Source organism: Spirillospora sp. NPDC048823 (genome assembly GCF_043198445.1).
Classification (GTDB): Bacteria; Actinomycetota; Actinomycetes; order Streptosporangiales; family Streptosporangiaceae; genus Spirillospora.
In genome coordinates this window covers 194,284-213,820 of the sequence record NZ_JBICUT010000012.1, presented here as the reverse complement: position 1 = coordinate 213,820, position 19,537 = coordinate 194,284, and the positions used below count along the sequence as shown (strand labels likewise).

The window sequence follows — 19,537 nt, the reverse complement described above, 5'->3', positions numbered from 1 at the left end:
CTGGCCGGACGCGCGAATCCGTGTTTATGTGGGGCGTGTGAAAGTCTCCGTGGCCCGTGAGACCGCTGAGGGCGAGCGGCGCGTGGCACTGGTCCCCGAGCTCGTCGGGCGCCTGACCGGCGCCGGCCTGGAGGTGGGCGTCGAGCCCTCGGCGGGCCTGCACGCCCACCACCGGGACGAGGACTACCGCGAGGCCGGGGCCGCGGTCGCCGCGGACGCCCTGGACGGCGCCGACGTCCTGCTGGGCGTGCGGGCGCCGGCGCCGGAGCAGGTCCGCCGGCTGTCTGGGGCCGCGACGGTCGTCTCGTTCCTGCCCCGGGCCGATGACCTCGACGTGGTCCGGCTGCTGCGCGACAGCGGCCGGACCGCGTTCGCGATGGAACTGGTGCCCCGCATCTCCAGGGCCCAGTCGATGGACGCCCTGTCCTCGCAGGCGCTGATCGCCGGATATCGCGCGGCGGTGGTCGCGGCCGAGCGGCTGCCGCGGCTGTTCCCCCTGTACATGACCGCGGCGGGCACGATCCCGCCGGCCCGCGTCCTGGTGCTGGGCGCCGGGGTCGCGGGGCTGCAGGCCATCGCCACCGCCCGCAGGCTCGGCGCCGCGGTCAGCGTCTACGACGTGCGCGCGGCGGCGGCCGAGGAGGTGCGCAGCGTCGGCGCGGACTTCGTCGAGCTCGACCTGCCGAGCCTGGAGGGCGCCGGCGGCTACGCCAGGGAGATGACCGAGGAGCGCTCGCGGCTGCAGCGCGAGCTGCTGGCCCCGCACGTGGCCGCGGCCGATGTGCTGATCACCACGGCCGCGGTGCCGGGGCGGCGGGCGCCGGTGCTGGTGACCGCGGAGATGCTGGCGGGCATGCGGCCCGGCTCGGTGGTGGTCGACCTGGCCGCCGAGCAGGGCGGCAACGTGGAGGGCGCCCGGCCGGGCGAGGAGGCCGTGGTCGGCGGCGTGCCGGTGTGGGGCGGCCGCGACGTGCCGAGCCAGCTTCCGGCGCAGGCCAGCCGCCTGTACGCGGGCAACGTCGTCAGCCTGCTGCTGCTCATGGCCGACGGCGGGGTGGTCGAGCCCGACCTCGGCGACGAGGTGCTGGCGGGCGCCTGCCTCATCCACCGCGGCGAGGTCCGCCATGCCCCGACCCGCGAACTGCTGGAGGAGTGATGGACGGCGTCGCCCTGCTCACGGTGTTCGTGCTGGCGGTGTTCACCGGCTACGAGGTCATCTCGAAGGTGTCGACGACGCTGCACACCCCGCTGATGTCGGGGTCGAACGCCATCAGCGGCATCATCCTGGTCGGCACGATCGTGGTGGCGGCGCGGGCCGACTCGGCGGGCGCGCTCACCCTCGCGCTGATCGCGGTCGCGCTGGGCGCGGTCAACACCGTCGGGGGGTTCCTGGTCACCGACCGGATGCTGCACATGTTCCGGCGGCGGGATCCGAAGGCGGTGCGCGGGGCGTCCGCGGACTCCACGGACCCGGGGGCCCGGCCATGAACGAGACCTGGACGTCGCTCGCCTACCTGCTGGCGGCGGTGTGCTTCATCGTCGCCCTCAAGGGGCTGTCGTCGCCCCGCAGGGCGCGGGCCGGCAACCTGGCCGGCGCGGCAGGCGCCGTGATCGCCGTCGTCGTGACGTTCGTGGACGCCGGTACCAGCAACCTTCCCTACATCCTCGCCGCGCTCGTCGTCGGCGGCGGTGCGGGCGCCGTCGCCGCGCGCCGTGTCGCGATGACCGGCATGCCGCAGATGGTGGCGGTGTTCAACGGAGTCGGCGGCGCCGCGGGCACCCTGGTGGCGCTGGTGGAACTGTCGTCCGGCGACCCGTCGCGGGGGGAGGTGGCGGTCGGCGCGTTCACCGTGCTGATCGGCGCGGTGACCTTCTCCGGTTCCATGCTCACCTTCGCCAAGCTGCAGGAGCTGATGACGGGGCGGCCGGTCGTCTTCCCGGGGATGCGGTGGGCGGCCGTGCTGCTGGTGATCGCCACCCTCGTGCCCGGCGTCTGGACGGCGCTGGACGGGCCGGTCGCCGCGGCCGCCGTGCTCGCGGTGCTGAGCCTGGTCGCCGGGGTCTTCCTGGTCCTGCCGGTGGGCGGCGCCGACGTGCCCATCGTGATCTCGCTGCTCAACGCGTTCAGCGGCATCACCGTGGCGGCCGGCGGCTACGTCCTCGGCAACACGCTGCTGATCGTCGCCGGCACGCTGGTGGGCGCCTCCGGCATCCTGCTGACCCGGCTGATGGCGAGCGCGATGGGACGCTCCGTCGTCAACATCCTCTTCGGCGCCTTCGCCGGGACGACGCTGGGCGGCGGTACCGCCACCGACCGGCCGGTCCGCTCCGCCGGGCCCGAGGACATCGCGATCCTGCTGGGGTACGCGCGCAAGGTCATCATGGCGCCCGGATACGGGCTGGCGGTCGCCCAGGGGCAGCACGCCCTGGGCGACCTGGCCGAGGAACTCGGCCGCCGCGGCGTCGAGGTCCTGTACGCGGTGCATCCCGTCGCCGGCCGCATGCCCGGCCACATGAACGTGCTGCTCGCCGAGGCCGACGTCCCCTACGAGCGGCTCAAGGAGATGGACGTCGTCAACCCCGAGTTCCGGACCGCCGACATCGCCCTGGTCGTCGGAGCCAACGACGTCGTCAACCCCGCCGCCCGCACCGTGCCCGGGTCGCCGATCTACGGCATGCCCATCCTCGACGCCGACCAGGCCCGGTCCATCGTGTTCCTGAAGCGCTCGCTGCGCCCCGGCTTCGCCGGCATCGAGAACGAGTTGTTGCACGACCCCAAGACGACACTGCTGTTCGGTGACGCCAAGGACTCGCTCACGCGGCTTCTGGCCGCCCTCAAGAACGTCTGACCGGGCCCGGCCCGCCGCTCTCAGAGGGCGGCGTGGACCTCCTTGGCGACGCGTTCGCCGGAGCGGACGGCGCCGTCCATGTAGCCCGTCCAGTAGTCGGACGTCTCGGTGCCCGCCCAGTGGACCGGGCCGCACGGCGCCCGCAGCGCCGGGCCGAAGGCCGTGAGCGCGCCGGGCGGCGCGATGCCAGTCGGGCCGCCGCCGCTCCACATCTCGTTGTCCCAGCGCTGGAACGCCGTGATCCGCGGGGCGCCCGCCTTGTCGCCGAACAGCTTCTTGAACGAGTCGAGCCCCGCGGCCCTGATCTCGTCCGCCGGCGCGCCGTCGAGCCTCCTGATGTTGGCCTGGTTCATGAAGCCCATCAGGATGCCGCGCGACCCGTCCGGCGGGCTGTTGTCGAACGTCGCGTCGATGGCGCCGCTGTCGGCGACGGCCTGCCCGGTGAGGCCGTCCGCCCGCCAGAACGGGGTGTCGTAGACGCCGACGAACTTGGCGATCGAGCCCATCGGGTAGCGCTGCATCAGCTGCGCCCTGCTGGCGGGCAGCGCCGGCGAATAGTCGATCTTGTCGGCGATCGCCGGGGACATCGCCACCACGACCCGCTTCGCCGACACCGTGATCCCGTCCGCGTTGACGGTGACGCCGCCCGAACCGGTGACGATGGACCGCACCGGCGCGTTGTAGCGGACGGCGCCGCCGAGGCTCGCCGCCAGGCGGATGGGCACCTGCTCCGAGCCGCCGACGAACCGGGACTCCTGCGCGCCGTCCTTGGTGTTGATCAGCCGGTCGATCGTCCCCGGGTTGCTCTCGTTGCCCGCGGCGGCCGCGTAGTGCAGCAGGTAGAGCAGCGACACCTCCTGCGAGCGCATCGACAGCGTCGAGGAGACGAACGCGTCCATCAGGAACCGGGCGCCGCTGCTGATCGAGTTGGCCCGCGACCAGGTGTGGAACGTCTGGGCGTCCCACTCGTCGGCCTTCGCCGCCTTCCACGGTTCGCCGACCGGGACGTCCTTGATCATGCCGCCGAGCTTCAGCAGCGCGATCTCCAGGTCGATGACGCCCCAGTCCGGCGGGACCGCGCCGAGGATGCCGTCGGTCTCGTACAGGGACCGCGTTCCGTTGCGGTAGTAGACGTTCTTGCCGGTGTTGTAGGTCTTGAAGGTCTCCACGCCCATGTCCCGGGTGAGCGCGGCGATGCGGTCCTGGGTGGGGCCGATGAACTCGGCGCCGCCCTCGCTGGTGGTGCCGTCGCCGAGCGGCAGGCCGTAGACGCGGCCGCCGGGCCGGTCGCGGGCCTCCAGGACGATCACCGACCTGCCGGCCGCGGCGAGGTCGCGGGCGGCGCTCAGTCCGGACAGGCCGGCGCCGACGATCACCACGTCGGCGGTGAGGGGTGCGGTTCGGGCGGCGGCGGGCGGTGCCGCGGCCGCGGAGACGACGGCTCCGACGGCGGTGAGCGCGCCTGTGCCGAGCAGTCTGCGGCGGCTGACTCGGGTCACGGGAATGCCTCCTGGGGGGAAGTCCAAGAGCGGGGGACGGAAGATCACACGGTCGGTCACGCTATGCCAGCCCCGGCGGAAAAGTCGAGGGTTCTTCATGTTTTGTGATCGCGATGTTCGGTGACCGCTCCACCGTGCCCGCGGCCGGACCCGCCGCCCGGACGTGCCCTAGAGTCCTGGCCATGGGGGAGACGCACATCGCGCGGCGCCGCCGGCTGGCCGCGCTCGTCGCCGGGCGCGACGCCGGCGCCCTGCTGGTGACCGGCCTCGTCAACGTCCGCTACCTGACGGGCCTCGACAGCTCCAGGGCCGCGCTGCTCGTCCCGGCCGCCGGCCCGGCCGTGCTCGCCACCGACGGCCGCTACGCCGGCATGGCCGCGCAGGTCTGCCCCGAGCTCCCCGTCATCGTCGACCGGCAGGTGGCGGCCGCGCTCGTCACGCGGGCCGCCGCCGACGGCCACGGCCGGCTCGGCTTCGAGGCCCACCACCTCACCGTCGAGCAGCACACCGGGCTCCGCGACCAGGCCGACATCGAACTGACCGCCCCCGGCCACCTGGTCGAGGACCTGCGCATGGTCAAGGACGAGGAGGAGATCGCCCTGCTGCGCGAGGCGTGCGCCATCACCGGGCGCGCGTTCGAGGCCGTCCTCCCCGCGATCCGCGCCGGGGTCACCGAGCGGGCCGTCGCCATCGCGCTCGAACGGGCGATGGCGGACCTCGGCGCCGACGCCCCCGCCTTCGAGTCGATCGTCGCGTCCGGGCCGAACGGCGCCGTCCCGCACCACCATCCGGGCGGCCGCGAACTCCAGGGCGGCGACCTCGTGACCATGGACTTCGGTGCCCGGTACGGCGGCTACCACGCCGACATGACCCGCACCGTCGCGATCGGCGAGCCCGCCGGATGGCAGCGCGACCTCTACGACCTCGTCCACCGCGCGCAACTCGCCGCGATCGGCGCCGCCGCCCCCGGCGCCGACACCCAGGCCGTCGACGCCGCCGCCCGCGACGTCATCAAGGCCGCGGGGCACGGCGACGCGTTCACCCACGGGCTCGGGCACGGCGTCGGCCTGGAGATCCACGAGGCTCCGCTCATGGGGTACGACAAGACCGGTAGGCTGATGGACCGGGTTCCGATCACCGCGGAGCCGGGGATCTACCTCGCGGGCCGGGGCGGGGTCCGCATCGAGGACACCCTCGTGGTCCGCGCGGACGGCCCGGAGCTCCTCACCACAACGACCAAGGACCTGCTCGTGCTCTGACGCGGGCCCGCGACCGGGAGAACAACGCAGTGGCGACGACGAACGACCTGAAGAACGGCATGACGCTGAACCTCGACGGCCAGCTGTGGACCGTCCTGGAATTCCAGCACGTCAAGCCCGGCAAGGGCGGCGCGTTCGTCCGTACCAAGATCAAGAACGTGCTGTCGGGCAAGGTCGTCGACAAGACCTTCAACGCCGGCACCAAGGTCGAGGTGGCCAGCGTCGACAAGCGGGAGATGCAGTACCTCTACCGCGAGGGCGACGACTTCGTCTTCATGGACACCGAGACCTACGACCAGCCCCACATCCCCCAGGCCGTCGTCGGCGACGCGGCGAACTACCTGCTCCCCGAGCAGAACGCCACGATCGCCTTCAACAACGAGAACCCGCTGTACATCGAGCTGCCCGCCGCGGTCGTGCTGGAGATCACCGAGACCGAGCCCGGGCTGCAGGGCGACCGCTCCACCGGCGGCAGCAAGCCCGCCACCCTGGAGACCGGCGCGCAGATCCAGGTGCCGCTGTTCATCACCACCGGCGAGAAGGTCAAGGTCGACACCCGCTCCGGCGATTACCTCGGCCGCGGCTGAGGCGATGAGCGCACGCACGAAGGCACGCAAACTCGCGCTGGACATCCTGTTCGCGGCGGAGCTGCGGGAGGAGCGACCGACCGCGGTGCTCGCCGCCCGCGGCCGGCCCAACCAGGACGAGCTGGCCGAATACCCGCACGCCGTCCGGCTGATCGAGGGCGTCCAGGAGCACCGGGAGCGCATCGACGAGCTGATCGCGACCTACGCGACCGGATGGACGCTGGAGCGGATGCCGGTCGTCGACCGCAGCGTCCTGCGGATGGGAGCCTTCGAGCTGCTGTGGGTCGACGACGTCCCCGACGGCGTCGCGGTCGCCGAGGCGGTCGGCCTGGTCACCGAGCTGTCCACCGACGAGTCCCCGCGCTTCGTCAACGGCCTCCTGTCCCGCCTCCAGCAGCTGAAACCCTCCCTAACCTTGTAGCACAGACCCCAGCGGTCGCCTCGACCACGCACTAACCTCGACAGTCGCGATCGCGTCCGAAGGCAGGTTTCGAGCTTGCGAGGAACCTGATCGCGCAGCGAGTCGGAGCGATGCAGCGATCGCACGCAGGGCTCGACGATGGAGGGCCCTCTAGGGCCCGAAGGAGGAGGGCACTGCAATGAAATACAGCCGCGTGCGCAGCGCGGTCCTGTGGGAGGCCCTGCGCACCGTCCTCGACCGCATCGCGCCGGAGGCCGGCCAGAGCGAGGTCGTGGACGTCGGCGGCGGCACCGGCGGCTTCGCGGTGCCGCTCGCCGAACTCGGGCACCGGGTCACCGTGGTCGACGCCAACCCCGACGCGCTCGCCGCACTGGAACGCCGCGCCGCCGAGTCCGGGGTGACCGTCCGCGCGGTGCAGGGCGACGCCGTCGACCTCCCCGACCTGCTGGGCCCGGACGCCGCCGACCTGGTGCTGTGCCACAGCGTCCTGGAGTACGTGGACGACCCCGGCGAGGCGATGGCGGCGCTGACCGGCACCGTCCGACCCGGCGGCTCGGTCAGCCTGCTGGTCGCCGGGCAGATCGCCGCCGCGCTGCACCGCGCGGTGTCCGGGCACTTCGACGACGCCCGCCGGGTGCTGACCGACCCGTCCGGCCGGTGGGGCGAGGGCGACCGCATGCCCCGCCGGTTCACCCGGGAGACGCTGTCGTCGCTGGCGCGCGGCGCGGACCTGCGGGTCGCCGAGCTGCACGGCGTCCGGATCTTCGCCGACCTCGTGCCGAGCGGCATGGTGGACGGCGACGCCGACTCGGCCGACGCGCTGATCGCGCTGGAGTCGGCCGCGGCCGTCCATCCCGTCCTGCGGGAACTCGCCACCCAGCTGCACCTGGTGGCCGACAAACCGGCCGGGTAGCAGCCGTGAGCCGCAAGCAGCAGCTGCATCGGCCGGGGCCGCAGCCCGGCCCGCCCGCCGACGACACCGGATGCGCGATCCTGCATGTTGACATGGACGCGTTCTTCGTCAGCGTCGAGCTCCTCGAACGCTCCGAACTGCGGGGACGTCCCGTGATCGTGGGCGCCGCGGGGCCGCGCGGGGTGGTGTCGGCGGCGTCCTACGAGGCCCGCCGGTTCGGCGTGCACTCGGCGATGCCGATGACCCGGGCGCGGCGGCTGTGCCCGCAGGCGGTGATCCTGCCGGTGAGCCACGGCAAGTACTCCCGCGTGTCCGCCGCGGTGTTCGAGCTCTTCCGCTCCATCACGCCGCTGGTGGAGGGCCTGTCGCTGGACGAGGCGTTCCTCGACGTGGCGGGCGCCCGGCGGCGGCTCGGCCGGCCCGCCGAGATCGCGGCGATGATCCGCGAGCAGGTCCGCGACCAGCAGGGCATCACCTGCTCGGTCGGCGTCGCCAGCACCAAGTTCATCGCCAAGCTGGCCTCCACCCGGTGCAAGCCCGACGGGTTGCTCGTCGTGCCCCCGGACGGCGTCGTGGACTTCCTGCACCCGCTGCCCGTCGCGTCCCTGTGGGGCGTCGGGGAGCGGACGGAGGCGGCGCTGGCCCGCCTCGGGCTGCGGACCGTGGGGCAGCTCGCCCAGGTGCCGCCGGAGACGCTGAGGCGTGAGCTGGGCAACGCGACGGGCACCCATCTGCACGCGCTGGCCTGGGGCCGCGACCCCCGCGAGGTCGTCCCGCACACGCCCGACAAGAGCATCGGCGCCGAGGAGACGTTCGACACCGACATCGACGACCCGGAGGTCATCCGCCGCGAGCTGCTGCGGCTGGCGGAGAAGGTCGGCGCCAGGCTGCGGGAGAGCGGGAACGCCGGTCGGACGGTGAGCGTCAAACTACGGATGGCGAGCTTCAAGACGATCACGCGGGCGCGGACGCTGGACGAGCCGACCGATCTCGCGCGTGTGATCTATATCACAGCATGCGAGCTCTATGAGGGGGCGGGGCTGGATCGGGTACGTCTCCGACTGGTCGGGGTCAGGATGGAGAACCTTGGTCCCGCCGGCGAGGCCCCCCGTCAGCTCGCCTTCGACGAGCCGGAACGCGGCTGGCGTGAGGCCGAGCGAGCCATGGACCAGGTCGCGCACCGGTTCGGCCGCGGCGCGGTCCGCCCCGCGGCGCTGGTCCGGCGCGCGGCCGACGGTGACGGACGTGACGGCAGGGACGGCAGGGACGGAAGACAATGAAAGAAGGCTGTGAGGTGACCGGCGCCGGGCCCTCGACGGGCCGTTCGCTTTCGTACGCTCGACAGTGCTCGTATTCTGGGCATATCACCGTTGACGTTCGCGTCCTGCATCGGATACCCCGCCGCGGGGCTGTCGTTGGGAGGTGCCGTGCCGCTCTCTGAGCACGAGCAGCGCATGCTCGAACAGATCGAATCGGCGTTGTACGCCGAGGATCCGAAGTTCGCTCACGCGGTTCGCTCGACCAACCCCCAGGTCCACTACAAGCGCCGGATCGCCAAGGCCGCCTTCGGCTTTGTCGTGGGCGTGTGCACCCTGATGGCCGGTCTTGTGATCAACGCGGGCACCGTGACCATCGCGGTCAGCGTGACCGGCTTCCTCCTCATGGTGGTGTGCTGCGTCTGGGCGTTGACGAGTTGGAAGCGGATGACCGGAATCGGAAACGAGCCCGCGTCAGGCGGCGGCGGCCGGCAGGCCAAGCCCGCCAAGTCCGACAGACCCGCGAAGGCGGGCTTCATGGAACGCATGGAAGAGCGCTGGCGCCGCCGCAACGAGGGCGACTAGCTCTTCCCGGCCGTCCCGGTCCGACACGGGCACTGCCCGCATCGGCCGGGACGGACGTATGCCCGGGAAACGTATGCCCGGGAAACATGTGCCCGGGGAACGTGTGCCCGGAAACGCATGCCCGGGCCCCCGGCGCGGGGGCTACCGGCGGCGCAGGCGGCCGGGCAGGTCGTTCAGGCGGGCGGTCACGTCCAGCACGCGGTCACCCGCCGACCGGAGCGTCTCCCGCGTCTGCGCCATCGTGGACGGCGGCAGCAGCCGGGCGCGCCAGCGGGTCCGGCGCCCCACGGACGCGGCGAACGCCTCCCGGACGGTGCGGACGTCCGCGCGCAGCACCTCCGGGCGTTCGGGGGAGCGGGACAGGGAGTAGCGGGCGAGCTCCTCGGCGCGGGCGATGCGGGTGAGAGCCCGCGCGCCCGCCGCGTCCAGTTCCAGTAGCTCCCCGAGGCGGCGCGCGGTGGCGCGCGGCGAGTCACTGGAACGCCATTCGAACCCGTGGTCGAGTGCGTCGGCGCGCATCTCCCGCCATGCGGCGTGGGCGGCGCCCGCGGGATCGGGCTCCCACTCCGGGGAGGCCGCGCCGGACGGCGCCCTCCCGGAGGAGCGCTCCGGAGCCGGCCCGGCCGCCGGTGGGGGCGGCGCCGTCAGAGCCGCCCAGCGGCGGCGCCGGGTGACCACCCGCAGCGTCATCGGGACCGCCAACAGCAGCAGGACGAGGAGCCCGCCCGCCAGCCAGGGCGTCGCGGAGAACCCGCCCTCCTCGTCCTCCTGAGCGGCGGCGGCGCCCTCCGGGCCCGTGTCGCTGCGGTTCCCCGGCCCGGCGCTGGGCACGGCCGCGCCGTCGTCGGCGGGCGACGACGACTCCGGCGCCGGCGCGTTCCGGCCCTCCGAGTCGCCGCCGGTGCTGACCGCCGGAAGGGTGTAGCCGGGGGCGTCGGCGGTGCCCTGCCCGGCGGTGCCCGACGGCGTCGGCTCGAAACGCACCCAGCCGGTGCCCTGGAAGTACAGCTCCGGCCAGGCGTGCGCGTCGCGGGACCGGACGACCCACTCGCCGGGCTTGGTCTCGCTGCCCGGCGTGTAGCCCATCGCGACGCGCGACGGAATGCCGAGGATCCGGGCCATCAGCGCCATCGACGCCGCGAACTGCTCGCAGTAGCCGCGCTTGCTGTGCAGGAGGAAGTCGACGAGGTCGCTGCCGTGCTGCGGCGCCGGCGCGGAAAGGTCATAGGTGAACCCGCCGGTCTGGGTGAACCAGCGCTGCAACCGCACGGCCTGCCTGAATGCGGTCGCCGACCCGGCGGTGACGTCCTGCGCGAGCTGCCTGACCTGCTGCGGGATGTTCTTCGGCACCGCCGTGTAGTGCGAGACGATCTCGGCCGGGTAGTTGCCGGCGGCGGCGAGCTGCGCCGGCGTCGGCTCCGCGCGCAGGCTCTCGACGGTGTAGGAGCGCCCGCCCGCGGAGTCGCGCAGCGAGTAGACCATCAGCGACGGGCCGTGCACCCGCCAGTCGCCTTTGATCGACACCTTCGACGGGGCGTACGGCACCGGCAGGAACGTCATGTTCCTGACCTCGGGCCGGACCTCCACCTTGGTCCTCACCTTCCGGACGGAGGCGGCGGACAGTCCGGGCGGCGGCGGGAGGTCGTCCCCGGTCAGCCGGTCCTTGGAGCTGCTGCGCAGGGGGCTGTAGGTCCACCTGTCGCCGTCGAACCGGTCGAGGGCGTACAGGCGCAGGTAGTCGGGTCCCTGCGGGTCGTCCGTCCGGTAGGTGAGCACGACCGAGTCGTCCAGCCGGGTCAGCTCCCGCTTCAGGCTGACCAGCGGGTCGGGCGTGGTCACCGTCTGGGTGCCGCCGCCTTCACCGCCGCCCAGGCCGAGGAAGCCGCGGGGCTGTAGCCCGGGCACCGCCGCGGGGACGAGCACGGCGACGGCGACGGCCCCGACGGCGATCCGGCGGCCGCTCGCCGCCAGCGCCGCCGCGTCGAGCCGGACGGCCGACTCCTCCGGGCGGAGCTCGGTCCCCGCCAGCGGGACGTCCCGCTGGCGGCGCCGCGTCGTCACCGTCCGGCCCCAGCCGCCGACCCGCTCGCGGGAGTCGGCCATCAGCAGCGCGAGGAACCCCGCCGCCCCGACGCCGAACGCCAGCCAGCTGACGCCGTCCTCGCGGACCGCGGCGGGCACGCTGTACATGGCCAGCAGCGGCAGCCCGGCGGGGGCGGACCGGCGCAGCCGCACGGCCAGCAGGTCGACCAGGACGGCGACGAGCCCGACCCCGGCGGCGGCCATCATCGAGATCCCGGGCAGCAGCGGGACGGGTGCCGCGTACCGGTTGGCGGCCTGCCAGCCGGCCTCGTTGAGGTCGGCGAGGTGGCGCAGCGACTCCGGCGACGGGATGACCGCCAGCCACGCCCGGCCGTCGGCGTAGACGAGGTTGAGGTAGAGCAGCAGCGCCAGCAGCCCGGCCAGGAGGTTGAACACGGCGGGCAGCCGCAGCCGCCGGGCCAGCAGCCCGCCCGCGGCGACGGCGAGCACCGCCCCGAACCCCGCCCCGAACCAGCCGGCCTCCTCGAACAGCGGATAGAGGCCGATCGAGCCGGCGAGCGTCGCCAGCCCCGCCATGACCGTCATCCGGATTCTCATGAGCCGTCCCTGACGAAGTCCTCGCCGGCCTGGCCGGCCCGTGCCCATGCGCCGGCCAGCTCCGCCGCCGACCGGACGATCACCACCCGCCAGCCGCCCGCGCGCAGCAGCCCCGCCGCCTGAGCGGACACCGTGCCCGTGTTCGTGCCCGTGTTCGTGTTCGTGTTCGCGCCGCCGTCCTGCGGCGCCGTGCTTTCGGCGGTTCCGCGCCCCTCGACCAGCACCGCGACGCACGTCCCGGCGCCGCGCCGCGCCGCCGCGACCGAGCGCGCCTCCTCGCCGGACAGGACGCCGAACACCGCGATGATCAGCCCGTCGCCGTCCCGCGCCTTGCCGACCCGGCCCCGCAGAGCCGCCAGCCCGGGGGACAGCGAATCGCCCTTGGACCTGCGGGCGACGGCCAGGGCGTCCAGCAGCAGCCCCTCGAAGCCCCCGTCCGCCGACGCGGCCGGCAGTGCCTCACCGGCGTCGGTGACATAGCGCAGGTTCATTCCCGTCCGGACGAGATGCACCCCGATCGACGCGGTCGCCGACACGGCCTGCTCGAACGACCCGGCCATGCCGTCGCCCCAGTGCGCGGTGCGGCGGGTGTCGAGGAACAGCGTCCCGCTGCTCTGGAAATGCTGCTCCTCGCGCCGCACCATCAGCTCCCCGTGCCGGGCCGTGGACCGCCAGTGCACGCGGCGCAGGTCGTCGCCGTGCCGGTACTCGCGCGGGGTCACGTCGTCCTCGCCCGCCGCGGAGACCGCGCGGGCGATGCTGTCGCCGCCGCCCGTCCACGCACCGGTCAGCCGCTCGTACGGCAGCGGCACGATCGAGGGCGTCACCGTGAGACTGTCGGACAGGCTGAACGAGCGGACCAGCTCCACCATCCCGAACGGGTCGGCCAGCCGCACGGTCAGCGGCCCCACCCGGTAGCGTCCGCGCACGTCGGAGCGGATTCGGTAGCCGAGCTCACGCTTTCCGTGCGGCTCGATCCGGTCCAGGACGAACCGCGCCCGCCCGCCGAGCGCGTACGGCACCCGGTCCTCCACCATCAGCAGCCCGCTCGGCAGCCGCGACACGTTCTCCAGCCGCAGGTCGACGCGGGCCTCGTGGCCGACCGGCAGCCGCGGCGGGTCCAGCCGCCGCGCGCAGGCCAGCCGGTAGCGGGTCCGCGACACGGCCAGCGTGCACAGCAGCGGCAGCACCAGCACGAGCACGCCCGCGCGCAGCAGGTCGCGCTCGCCGAGGATGAACGCGCAGAGGATCGCGGTCGCGCCGGCGGCCACGAAGGACCGCCCGCGCGTGGTGAGGCCGGCCAGCGCTCGTCTCACTGGTCACTTCCGGTCAAGTCACTTCCGGTCAAGGTCGCTTCCGGTCAAGGGTCACTTCCGGGGGGACGGGACCGGCAGCCGCTTCACCAGGTCGGCGACGACCTGCTCGGGGCGGCGCCGTTCCACCTGCGCCTCGGCGGTGGGCAGCAGCCGGTGCGCGAGGACGGGAACGGCGAGGTCCTGGACGTCGTCGGGGACGACGTAGTCGCGGTCGTCGAGCGCCGCGTACGCCCGCGCGGCCCGCACCAGCTGCAGGGTCGCCCGCGGTGAGGCGCCGAGCCGCAGCTCGGGGTGGTTGCGGGTCGCGGTGACGAGGTCGATCGCGTACTGGCGCACCGCGGGCGACACGTGCTGCTTGCGCACCACCTCGATGAGGTCGCGGACGTCGGCGGCGTGCGCGACCGGGCTCAGCCGGTCGAGGGGGGACGTCTCACCGTGGGTCTCCAGCATCTCCAGCTCCGCCGCGGGGTCGGGGTAGCCCATCGAGATGCGGGCGGTGAACCGGTCGCGCTGTGCCTCGGGCAGCGGGTAGGTGCCCTCCATCTCCACCGGATTCTGCGTGGAGATCACCATGAACGGGGGCTCCAGCCCGTAGGTGGTGCCGTCGACCGTGACCTGACGCTCCTCCATGCACTCCAGCAGCGCGGACTGCGTCTTCGGGGAGGCGCGGTTGATCTCGTCGCCGACCACGATGTTGGCGAACACCGGGCCCGGCTTGAACTCGAACTCGCGCAGCTCCTGGTTGTAGGCGCTGACCCCGGTGATGTCGCTCGGCAGCAGATCGGGCGTGAACTGCACGCGGCGCACCGAGCAGTCGACCGAGCGCGCCAGCGCCTTGGCGAGCATCGTCTTGCCGACCCCGGGCACGTCCTCGATCAGCAGGTGCCCCTCCGCCAGCAGCACCGTCAGCGCGAGCCGCACCGCCGAGGGCTTGCCCTCGATCACCGACTCCACCGCGTCCCGGATCCTGTTCGCGACCTTGGCGAGGCCGTCGAGCCCCGGACCCGTCCCTCCACGTCCCGTGGCGCCGTGCCGGGCCGGGTGGGATGCCGGGGGGTCGGTCTCCATGAACGACTCGCCGTGCGTGCCTACTGCCACCAAACCCTCCTCAGTGCGCCCGCCCAAACGACAGTACGTCGTCGGAACGCCCTCTGCGATGTTCATGATGAACGCGAGCCCATTGTGCTCCACGGTGATCGGGGTCTGAGCCCGCGAAGCACACCACTTCACTCCACACGTTCACTTCACGCGTTCACTGCACACGTCCCCCCGGACCCCCGGGTGATGGCCGTCGCACGTGCCGCGCCGTCCCCGTCCGCCGCGGCGCGCGGATGGGGCCGCCGTGGGCCCCACTCGGCACCACCCGCTCTGACCTGCGAATTCGTCCATGAACTCGGTTCGGCACCGGTGTTTTCATTGTTGACGGTGGGGAAGAGTGGAGTAGAGTGGGGCGCCGTGGGGAGCAGTAGCGCCTCATGCGGCGCGGGAGGTGGGGCCGGTGTTCCTCGGCACCCATTCACCGCGCCTCGACGACAAGGGACGGCTGTTCCTGCCGGCGAAATACCGCGAGGAGCTGTCGGGGGGATTGGTGATCACGAAGGGCCAGGAGCGCTGCCTGTACGTCTTCCCCATGGCGGAGTTCCAGCGGATTACCGAGGCTCTGCGTGCCGCGCCGGTCACCGAGAAGGCCGTACGGGGCTACAGCCGGGTCTTCTTCGCCAGCGCCTCCGACGAGGTCCCCGACAAACAGGGCCGCGTCACCATCCCGCCTCCACTGCGAAAGTACGCGGGGCTCACCCGCGACTGCGCGGTCATCGGTGCCAACACGCGTCTGGAGATCTGGGACGCGCAGGCATGGGAGACCTACCTGGAGCAGGAGGAGCAGACGTTCTCCGACGTCTCGGAGGAGGTGTTGCCAGGGATCCTCTGAGAAACGACTCGTCGGTCCGATGACCGGCAAAGGCCCACGTTCGGCCAGGTCTCCAGCCGCTCTCCGAGCCAGCTGGCGCAGCTTCCCCGGCGCCAGACGGCGACCCCCCGCGTATCACGCGGTGATCTTCCTCTAGGGCAGCGGATGGGGACCTGGCCGGGCGAGGCCGCCGCCGGGGGTGCGAAGCGGTCGTCCGGCCCGGCGAAGCCACAAGTCCGCGAGCGAAGTGGCGAGTACAGGGGGTGAAGCATGGACGTGGGGAACCACGCGCCCGAGCCCGGTCACGTACCGGTCATGCTCGGTCGCGTCCTGACGTTGCTCACCCCCGCGGCGCAGGCCGTCACCGGCCGCGCGCCCATCTACCTCGACGCCACGCTCGGCATGGGCGGCCACGCCGAGGCGATGCTGCGGGCCGTCCCGGGCCTCCGCCTCATCGGCCTGGACCGCGACACCACCGCGCTGGAGCGCTCCGCGCGCAGGCTCGCCCCCTTCGGTGACCGGGTGACGCTGGAGCACGCCGTCTACGACGAGATCCCCGTGGTCCTGCGCCGGCTCGGCGTCCCCGCGGTGGACGCCGTCCTGTTCGACCTCGGTGTCTCCTCCCCGCAGCTCGACGAGACCGGCCGCGGTTTCGCCTACTCCCACGACGCCCCCCTCGACATGCGGATGGACACCACCCAGCGGCTCACCGCGGCGGAGGTCGTCAACGGCTACGCTCCAGCCGAACTCGCCAGGATCCTGCGCGAGTACGGCGAGGAGCGCTTCGCCCAGCGCATCGCCTCGGCGATCGTCCGCGAGCGCGAGCGCGCCCCGCTCGACTCCACCCGGCGCCTCGCCGACCTGGTGCGCACCTCCATCCCGGCCGCGACGCGCCGCACCGGCGGCAACCCGGCCAAGCGGACCTTCCAGGCGCTGCGCATCGAGGTGAACGGCGAACTGGACATCTGGCGCCGGGCGCTGCCCGCCGCGCTGGGCGCGATCCCGGTCGGCGGCCGCATCGCCGTCCTGTCCTACCACTCCCTTGAGGACCGCATCACCAAGCAGGTCCTCGCCGCCCAGGCGGCCGACACCACCCCGCCGGACCTGCCCGTCCCGCTGCCCGAGCACGAGCCGCGGTTCCGGCTCCTGACGCGCGGGGCGGAGCTGCCGTCCGACGAGGAGACCACGACCAACCCACGGGCCGGATCGGTGCGGCTGCGCGCCGCCGAGCGGGTCCGGGAGGCGACATGACCACGACGAGCAGACGCCCGCCGGCCAAGGCGCCGAAGAAGAGGACCAGGACCCGGGAGCGCCCGGCCGACGCCGCCGTCCCGGCGCCCGCCAAGAGCAGGCCCGCGCCGGCCAAGGGCACGGCGGCCAAGGGCACGGCGGCCAAGACGAGGCCCGTCGCGCCCGCGGCGGGCAAGAGCGCCGCGACGAAGACCGCGCCCGCGAAGACCACGCCCGCCAAGACCGCCAAGGGCGGGGCGAAGCCGGTCGCCGGTGGGACTCGTCCGGCCGCGTCGCGGCGGACGGCGGCCCAGGCGCCGCCGCGGACGCCGTTCGTGCTGCTCATCGTCGGGCTGCTCGGCGGCGCCCTGGTGAGCCTGCTGCTCCTCAACACCGTCCTGGCGGAGGACGCGTTCACGCTGACCCGGCTGCAGCAGAGCAACAAGCAGCTCGAGCAGCAGCGCCAGTCGTACGAGGAGGAGATCGCCCGCGAAGGCTCCCCGCAGGGGCTGTCGAACAAGGCCAAGGCGCTCGGCATGAAGGAGGCCGAGGACCCCGCGTTCTTCCACACCGGCACCGGACAGGCCAGCGACGGCAAGATCCGCCCGGTCCCGCACGCGGCGGCCGCGGCGGCCGGCGCCGCGGGCGTGGTCGGCGTCCCCGGCACCGTGGTGCCCGGCGACGGCGTCCCGCCCTCCCTGATCGGCGGCGGGCGCGGAAGCGGAGCGCCGTGAGCGTGCACGGCCGCATCGGGGAGCGGGGGGCACGGTGACGAAGCCGCCGGGACGCGGGACCGCCGGGCCTCCGCCCGGCCGGAAACGCGGTTCGGACGGGCGCGGCGCCCGTGGCTCGGCGGGGCGGGACGACAAGAGCGGCCCGGGCGCGGCGCGCGCGTCCGGGCGTCATTCCGGCAACTCCCCGCGCCCTCCGGGCGGGAGATCGGACGGCGCGGGACGGCGGGGCACGAAGGGCGGCGCCGCCCGGCGTCCCGCCCGCGGCGGCGCGGCACCCGCGGCGCCTAAGGAGCCCCCCCGCAAGGACGCCGGGACCGGCGGCGCGTCCGCCAAGAAGCCCACCGCCAAGAAGCCCACCGCCAAGAAGCCCACCGCCAAGAAGCCCGCAGCGAAGAGGCCGGCACAGAAGAAGGCCACGCCGCGGAAACCCGCGCAGAAGAAGGCGCCCGCCACGGGCACGGCCGGCAGGAGCGGCGCGGCCCGGACGGCGCGGAGCGGCCAGGGCGCCGGACGCGGGCCCGGACCCAGGCGCGGCACGGGCGGCTCCGGCCGTCCCCCCGAACGGGGGCCGCGCACCCGTGCTCCGTTTCACCGGCGCGACCCGCTCAAGCGGCTGAACGTCGCGCTGCTCGTCGTCGCGTTCGTGCTGTCGCTGTTCGCCGGGCGGCTCGTCCAGCTCCAGACGATCGAGTCCGGCAAGTACACCGAGCAGGCGATGCGGCAGCGCCTCCAGGAGATCACACTGCCCGCGATCCGCGGCGACATCACCGATGCCCAGGGTCACCCGCTCGCCATGACGGTGGAGGCGCGGGCCGTCTACGCCGACCCGTCGCTGATCGAGCCCGCCAAGCGGCAGCCGGTCGTCAACGCCCTGGCCCCGACGCTCGGGCTGAACCCCGCGACGCTGATGAAGAAGATCAGCAAGCCCGACACCCGGTTCGTGTACCTGGCGCACGGCGTCCGGCCCGACCAGGCGCGGCTGATCACCTCGTGGGACCTGCTGGGCATCGGGACGCTGCCGGAGTACCGCCGCGAATATCCCAACGATTCGCTGGCCGCGAGCGTCATAGGTTTCGTGAACGACACGGGGAAGGGCGCCGCCGGCCTGGAGAGCTCGATGAACGACGTGCTCGCCGGGCGCGCGGGCTGGCAGCGGGTGGAGATCAGTCCCGAAGGCCAGCACATCCCCATGGGCAAGGACCAGAAGCGTCCCTCCGTGCCCGGCCGCGGCGTCCGGCTCACGCTGGAGCGCGACCTGCAGTTCAAGGCGCAGGAGGCGATCGAGAAGCAGGTCAGGGCGTCCAACGCCAAGAGCGGCAGCGTCATCGTCATGGATCCGCGCACCGGTGAACTCCTCGCGATGGCCTCCGCGCCCGGGTTCGACCCGAACGACTACGCCGAGTCCGACAAGCGGCTGTGGGGCAGCCCCCTGGTGCAGGAGGCGTTCGAGCCGGGCAGCACCGGCAAGGTCGTCACCGCCGCGGCCGTCATGGAGAAGGGCGGCGTCACGCCGCAGACGCCCTACACCGTCCCCGACAAGATCAAGAAGTACGACGCCGTCTTCCGCGACTCGCACCCCCACCCGCCCGAGCGGCTCACGTTCGCCGGCGTCCTCGCCAAGTCCAGCAACGTCGGCACCATCATGGCGAGCGAGAGCATCACCCGGCAGCAGCTCTACACGACGCTCCGCGACTTCGGCTTCGGAGAGAAGACCGGCCTGCCGCTTCCCGGGGAGACGCCCGGGCTGCTGAAGCCGCCCGGCCAGTGGTCGGGCACCGACCGGTACCCGATCGCGTTCGGGCAGACGGTGTCGGTGAACGCGGTGCAGATGGCCAGCGTCTACGCGACCGTCGCCAACGGCGGGGTGCGCGTCCGGCCCACCCTCGTCGCGGGCACCGTCGGCGAGGACGACAGGTTCACGCCGTCGCCCGCGCCCGAGCGCGAGCGGGTCATCAGCGAGAAGACGGCCCGGCAGATCAGCGACATGCTGGAGGGCGTGACGACCGACGAGGGCACGGCACCGAAGGCCCAGGTCAACGGATACCGCGTCGCGGGCAAGACGGGTACCGCCGAGATCGTCAACCCGCGCTGCGGCTGCTACGACGGCGGCGGCTACACCGCCTCGTTCGCGGGGTTCGCCCCGGCAGACGATCCGCAGCTGGTCGTCCAGGTCGTCCTGCAGGACCCCAAGCGGGGCAGCCACTATGGTGGCGATGCGGCCGCACCGGTCTTCAAGGACGTGATGGGCTTCGCGCTGCAGTCCGAGAAGATCCCGCCGACGGGGAGCCGACCGCCGATCATCCAGATCCACGCCCGCGACTGACGGCAGCGAGTACCCT

Annotated in this window: 17 protein-coding genes; 13 read left to right on the top strand and 4 right to left on the bottom strand. The window is 73.3% G+C overall.

Annotated elements, in window-relative coordinates:
* The first annotated feature begins 37 nt into the window (after positions 1-37).
* Genes ACGFK0_RS26280 through ACGFK0_RS26270 form a run of 3 tightly spaced genes read left to right on the top strand, consistent with a single transcriptional unit; the run spans position 38 to position 2,849 of the window.
* Positions 38-1,156, top strand: coding sequence for an NAD(P) transhydrogenase subunit alpha (locus ACGFK0_RS26280; protein WP_392909220.1), 1,119 nt, complete (start codon positions 38-40; stop codon positions 1,154-1,156).
* Positions 1,156-1,488, top strand: coding sequence for an NAD(P) transhydrogenase subunit alpha (locus ACGFK0_RS26275; protein WP_392909218.1), 333 nt, complete (start codon positions 1,156-1,158; stop codon positions 1,486-1,488). Before ACGFK0_RS26280 ends, ACGFK0_RS26275 begins: the two co-directional genes overlap by 1 nt.
* Positions 1,485-2,849 (top strand): NAD(P)(+) transhydrogenase (Re/Si-specific) subunit beta, encoded by a 1,365-nt coding sequence (locus ACGFK0_RS26270; RefSeq protein WP_392909216.1) that lies wholly within the window; start codon positions 1,485-1,487, stop codon positions 2,847-2,849. Before ACGFK0_RS26275 ends, ACGFK0_RS26270 begins: the two co-directional genes overlap by 4 nt.
* Before the next feature lie 20 nt (positions 2,850-2,869).
* Here the strand turns inward: ACGFK0_RS26270 and ACGFK0_RS26265 are convergent, their stop codons facing one another.
* Complete coding sequence (locus ACGFK0_RS26265) at positions 2,870-4,348, bottom strand: flavin monoamine oxidase family protein (protein ID WP_392909214.1); 1,479 nt, start codon at positions 4,346-4,348, stop codon at positions 2,870-2,872.
* Positions 4,349-4,530: 182 nt separating this feature from the next.
* Between ACGFK0_RS26265 and ACGFK0_RS26260 the strand changes: the two genes are divergently transcribed.
* The 6 genes from ACGFK0_RS26260 (at position 4,531) to ACGFK0_RS26235 (ending at position 9,369) form a co-directional block, all read left to right on the top strand.
* Positions 4,531-5,607: a M24 family metallopeptidase gene (locus ACGFK0_RS26260; RefSeq protein ID WP_392909212.1), complete on the top strand. Its 1,077-nt coding sequence runs from the start codon at positions 4,531-4,533 to the stop codon at positions 5,605-5,607.
* Between the two features lie 29 nt (positions 5,608-5,636).
* Positions 5,637-6,194: an elongation factor P gene (gene efp, locus ACGFK0_RS26255; protein WP_392909210.1), complete on the top strand. Its 558-nt coding sequence runs from the start codon at positions 5,637-5,639 to the stop codon at positions 6,192-6,194.
* A 4-nt stretch (positions 6,195-6,198) separates the two neighbouring features.
* Positions 6,199-6,615 carry a transcription antitermination factor NusB gene (gene nusB, locus ACGFK0_RS26250; RefSeq protein WP_392909208.1) on the top strand — a complete coding sequence of 139 codons (417 nt, stop codon included), beginning with the start codon at positions 6,199-6,201 and terminating at the stop codon, positions 6,613-6,615.
* 178 nt (positions 6,616-6,793) lie between these two features.
* Entirely contained in the window at positions 6,794-7,528 is a 735-nt protein-coding gene (locus ACGFK0_RS26245; protein ID WP_392909206.1) for a methyltransferase domain-containing protein, read from the top strand.
* 5 nt (positions 7,529-7,533) lie between these two features.
* A complete protein-coding gene (locus ACGFK0_RS26240; protein ID WP_392909204.1) occupies positions 7,534-8,808 on the top strand; it encodes a DNA polymerase IV in 1,275 nt (424 codons plus the stop codon).
* A gap of 147 nt (positions 8,809-8,955) precedes the next feature.
* Complete coding sequence (locus tag ACGFK0_RS26235; RefSeq protein WP_392909202.1) at positions 8,956-9,369, top strand: DUF3040 domain-containing protein; 414 nt, start codon at positions 8,956-8,958, stop codon at positions 9,367-9,369.
* A 141-nt stretch (positions 9,370-9,510) separates the two neighbouring features.
* Here ACGFK0_RS26235 and ACGFK0_RS26230 read toward each other — a convergent pair whose 3' ends face one another.
* The 3 genes from ACGFK0_RS26230 to ACGFK0_RS26220 are packed head-to-tail and all read right to left on the bottom strand — an operon-like array spanning position 9,511 to position 14,393.
* Positions 9,511-11,997 carry a DUF3488 and DUF4129 domain-containing transglutaminase family protein gene (locus tag ACGFK0_RS26230; RefSeq protein ID WP_392909200.1) on the bottom strand — a complete coding sequence of 829 codons (2,487 nt, stop codon included), beginning with the start codon at positions 11,995-11,997 and terminating at the stop codon, positions 9,511-9,513.
* An 8-nt stretch (positions 11,998-12,005) separates the two neighbouring features.
* Entirely contained in the window at positions 12,006-13,325 is a 1,320-nt protein-coding gene (locus ACGFK0_RS26225; protein ID WP_392909198.1) for a DUF58 domain-containing protein, read from the bottom strand.
* Positions 13,326-13,376: 51 nt separating this feature from the next.
* Positions 13,377-14,393, bottom strand: coding sequence for an AAA family ATPase (locus ACGFK0_RS26220; protein ID WP_392909275.1), 1,017 nt, complete (start codon positions 14,391-14,393; stop codon positions 13,377-13,379).
* A gap of 430 nt (positions 14,394-14,823) precedes the next feature.
* On the opposite strand from ACGFK0_RS26220, the gene mraZ reads away from it, so the two are divergent.
* The 4 genes from mraZ to ACGFK0_RS26200 all read left to right on the top strand — a co-directional run bounded on the left by mraZ (position 14,824) and on the right by ACGFK0_RS26200 (position 19,521).
* Positions 14,824-15,255, top strand: a complete 432-nt coding sequence (gene mraZ, locus ACGFK0_RS26215; protein WP_346046544.1) for a division/cell wall cluster transcriptional repressor MraZ — start codon at positions 14,824-14,826, stop codon at positions 15,253-15,255.
* 249 nt (positions 15,256-15,504) lie between these two features.
* The gene (gene rsmH, locus ACGFK0_RS26210) at positions 15,505-16,485 is read left to right on the top strand and encodes a 16S rRNA (cytosine(1402)-N(4))-methyltransferase RsmH (protein ID WP_392909195.1); all 981 of its coding nucleotides are present in this window, start codon (positions 15,505-15,507) and stop codon (positions 16,483-16,485) included.
* Positions 16,482-17,198: a hypothetical protein gene (locus ACGFK0_RS26205; protein ID WP_392909193.1), complete on the top strand. Its 717-nt coding sequence runs from the start codon at positions 16,482-16,484 to the stop codon at positions 17,196-17,198. The genes rsmH and ACGFK0_RS26205 overlap by 4 nt, the downstream gene beginning before the upstream one ends.
* A gap of 34 nt (positions 17,199-17,232) precedes the next feature.
* Positions 17,233-19,521 carry a penicillin-binding transpeptidase domain-containing protein gene (locus ACGFK0_RS26200; protein ID WP_392909191.1) on the top strand — a complete coding sequence of 763 codons (2,289 nt, stop codon included), beginning with the start codon at positions 17,233-17,235 and terminating at the stop codon, positions 19,519-19,521.
* Positions 19,522-19,537 lie beyond the last annotated feature (16 nt).

Bases quoted from the DNA above. Each gene is read 5' to 3' on its own strand.
- ACGFK0_RS26275 (WP_392909218.1), top strand. From the start codon at position 1,156: ATGGACGGCGTCGCCCTGCTCACGGTGTTCGTGCTGGCGGTGTTCACC.
- ACGFK0_RS26270 (WP_392909216.1), top strand. From the start codon at position 1,485: ATGAACGAGACCTGGACGTCGCTCGCCTACCTGCTGGCGGCGGTGTGC.
- ACGFK0_RS26260 (WP_392909212.1), top strand. From the start codon at position 4,531: ATGGGGGAGACGCACATCGCGCGGCGCCGCCGGCTGGCCGCGCTCGTC.
- nusB (WP_392909208.1), top strand. From the start codon at position 6,199: ATGAGCGCACGCACGAAGGCACGCAAACTCGCGCTGGACATCCTGTTC.
- ACGFK0_RS26245 (WP_392909206.1), top strand. From the start codon at position 6,794: ATGAAATACAGCCGCGTGCGCAGCGCGGTCCTGTGGGAGGCCCTGCGC.
- ACGFK0_RS26230 (WP_392909200.1), bottom strand. From the start codon at position 11,997: ATGACGGTCATGGCGGGGCTGGCGACGCTCGCCGGCTCGATCGGCCTC.
- ACGFK0_RS26220 (WP_392909275.1), bottom strand. From the start codon at position 14,393: ATGGAGACCGACCCCCCGGCATCCCACCCGGCCCGGCACGGCGCCACG.
- rsmH (WP_392909195.1), top strand. From the start codon at position 15,505: ATGGACGTGGGGAACCACGCGCCCGAGCCCGGTCACGTACCGGTCATG.
- ACGFK0_RS26205 (WP_392909193.1), top strand. From the start codon at position 16,482: ATGACCACGACGAGCAGACGCCCGCCGGCCAAGGCGCCGAAGAAGAGG.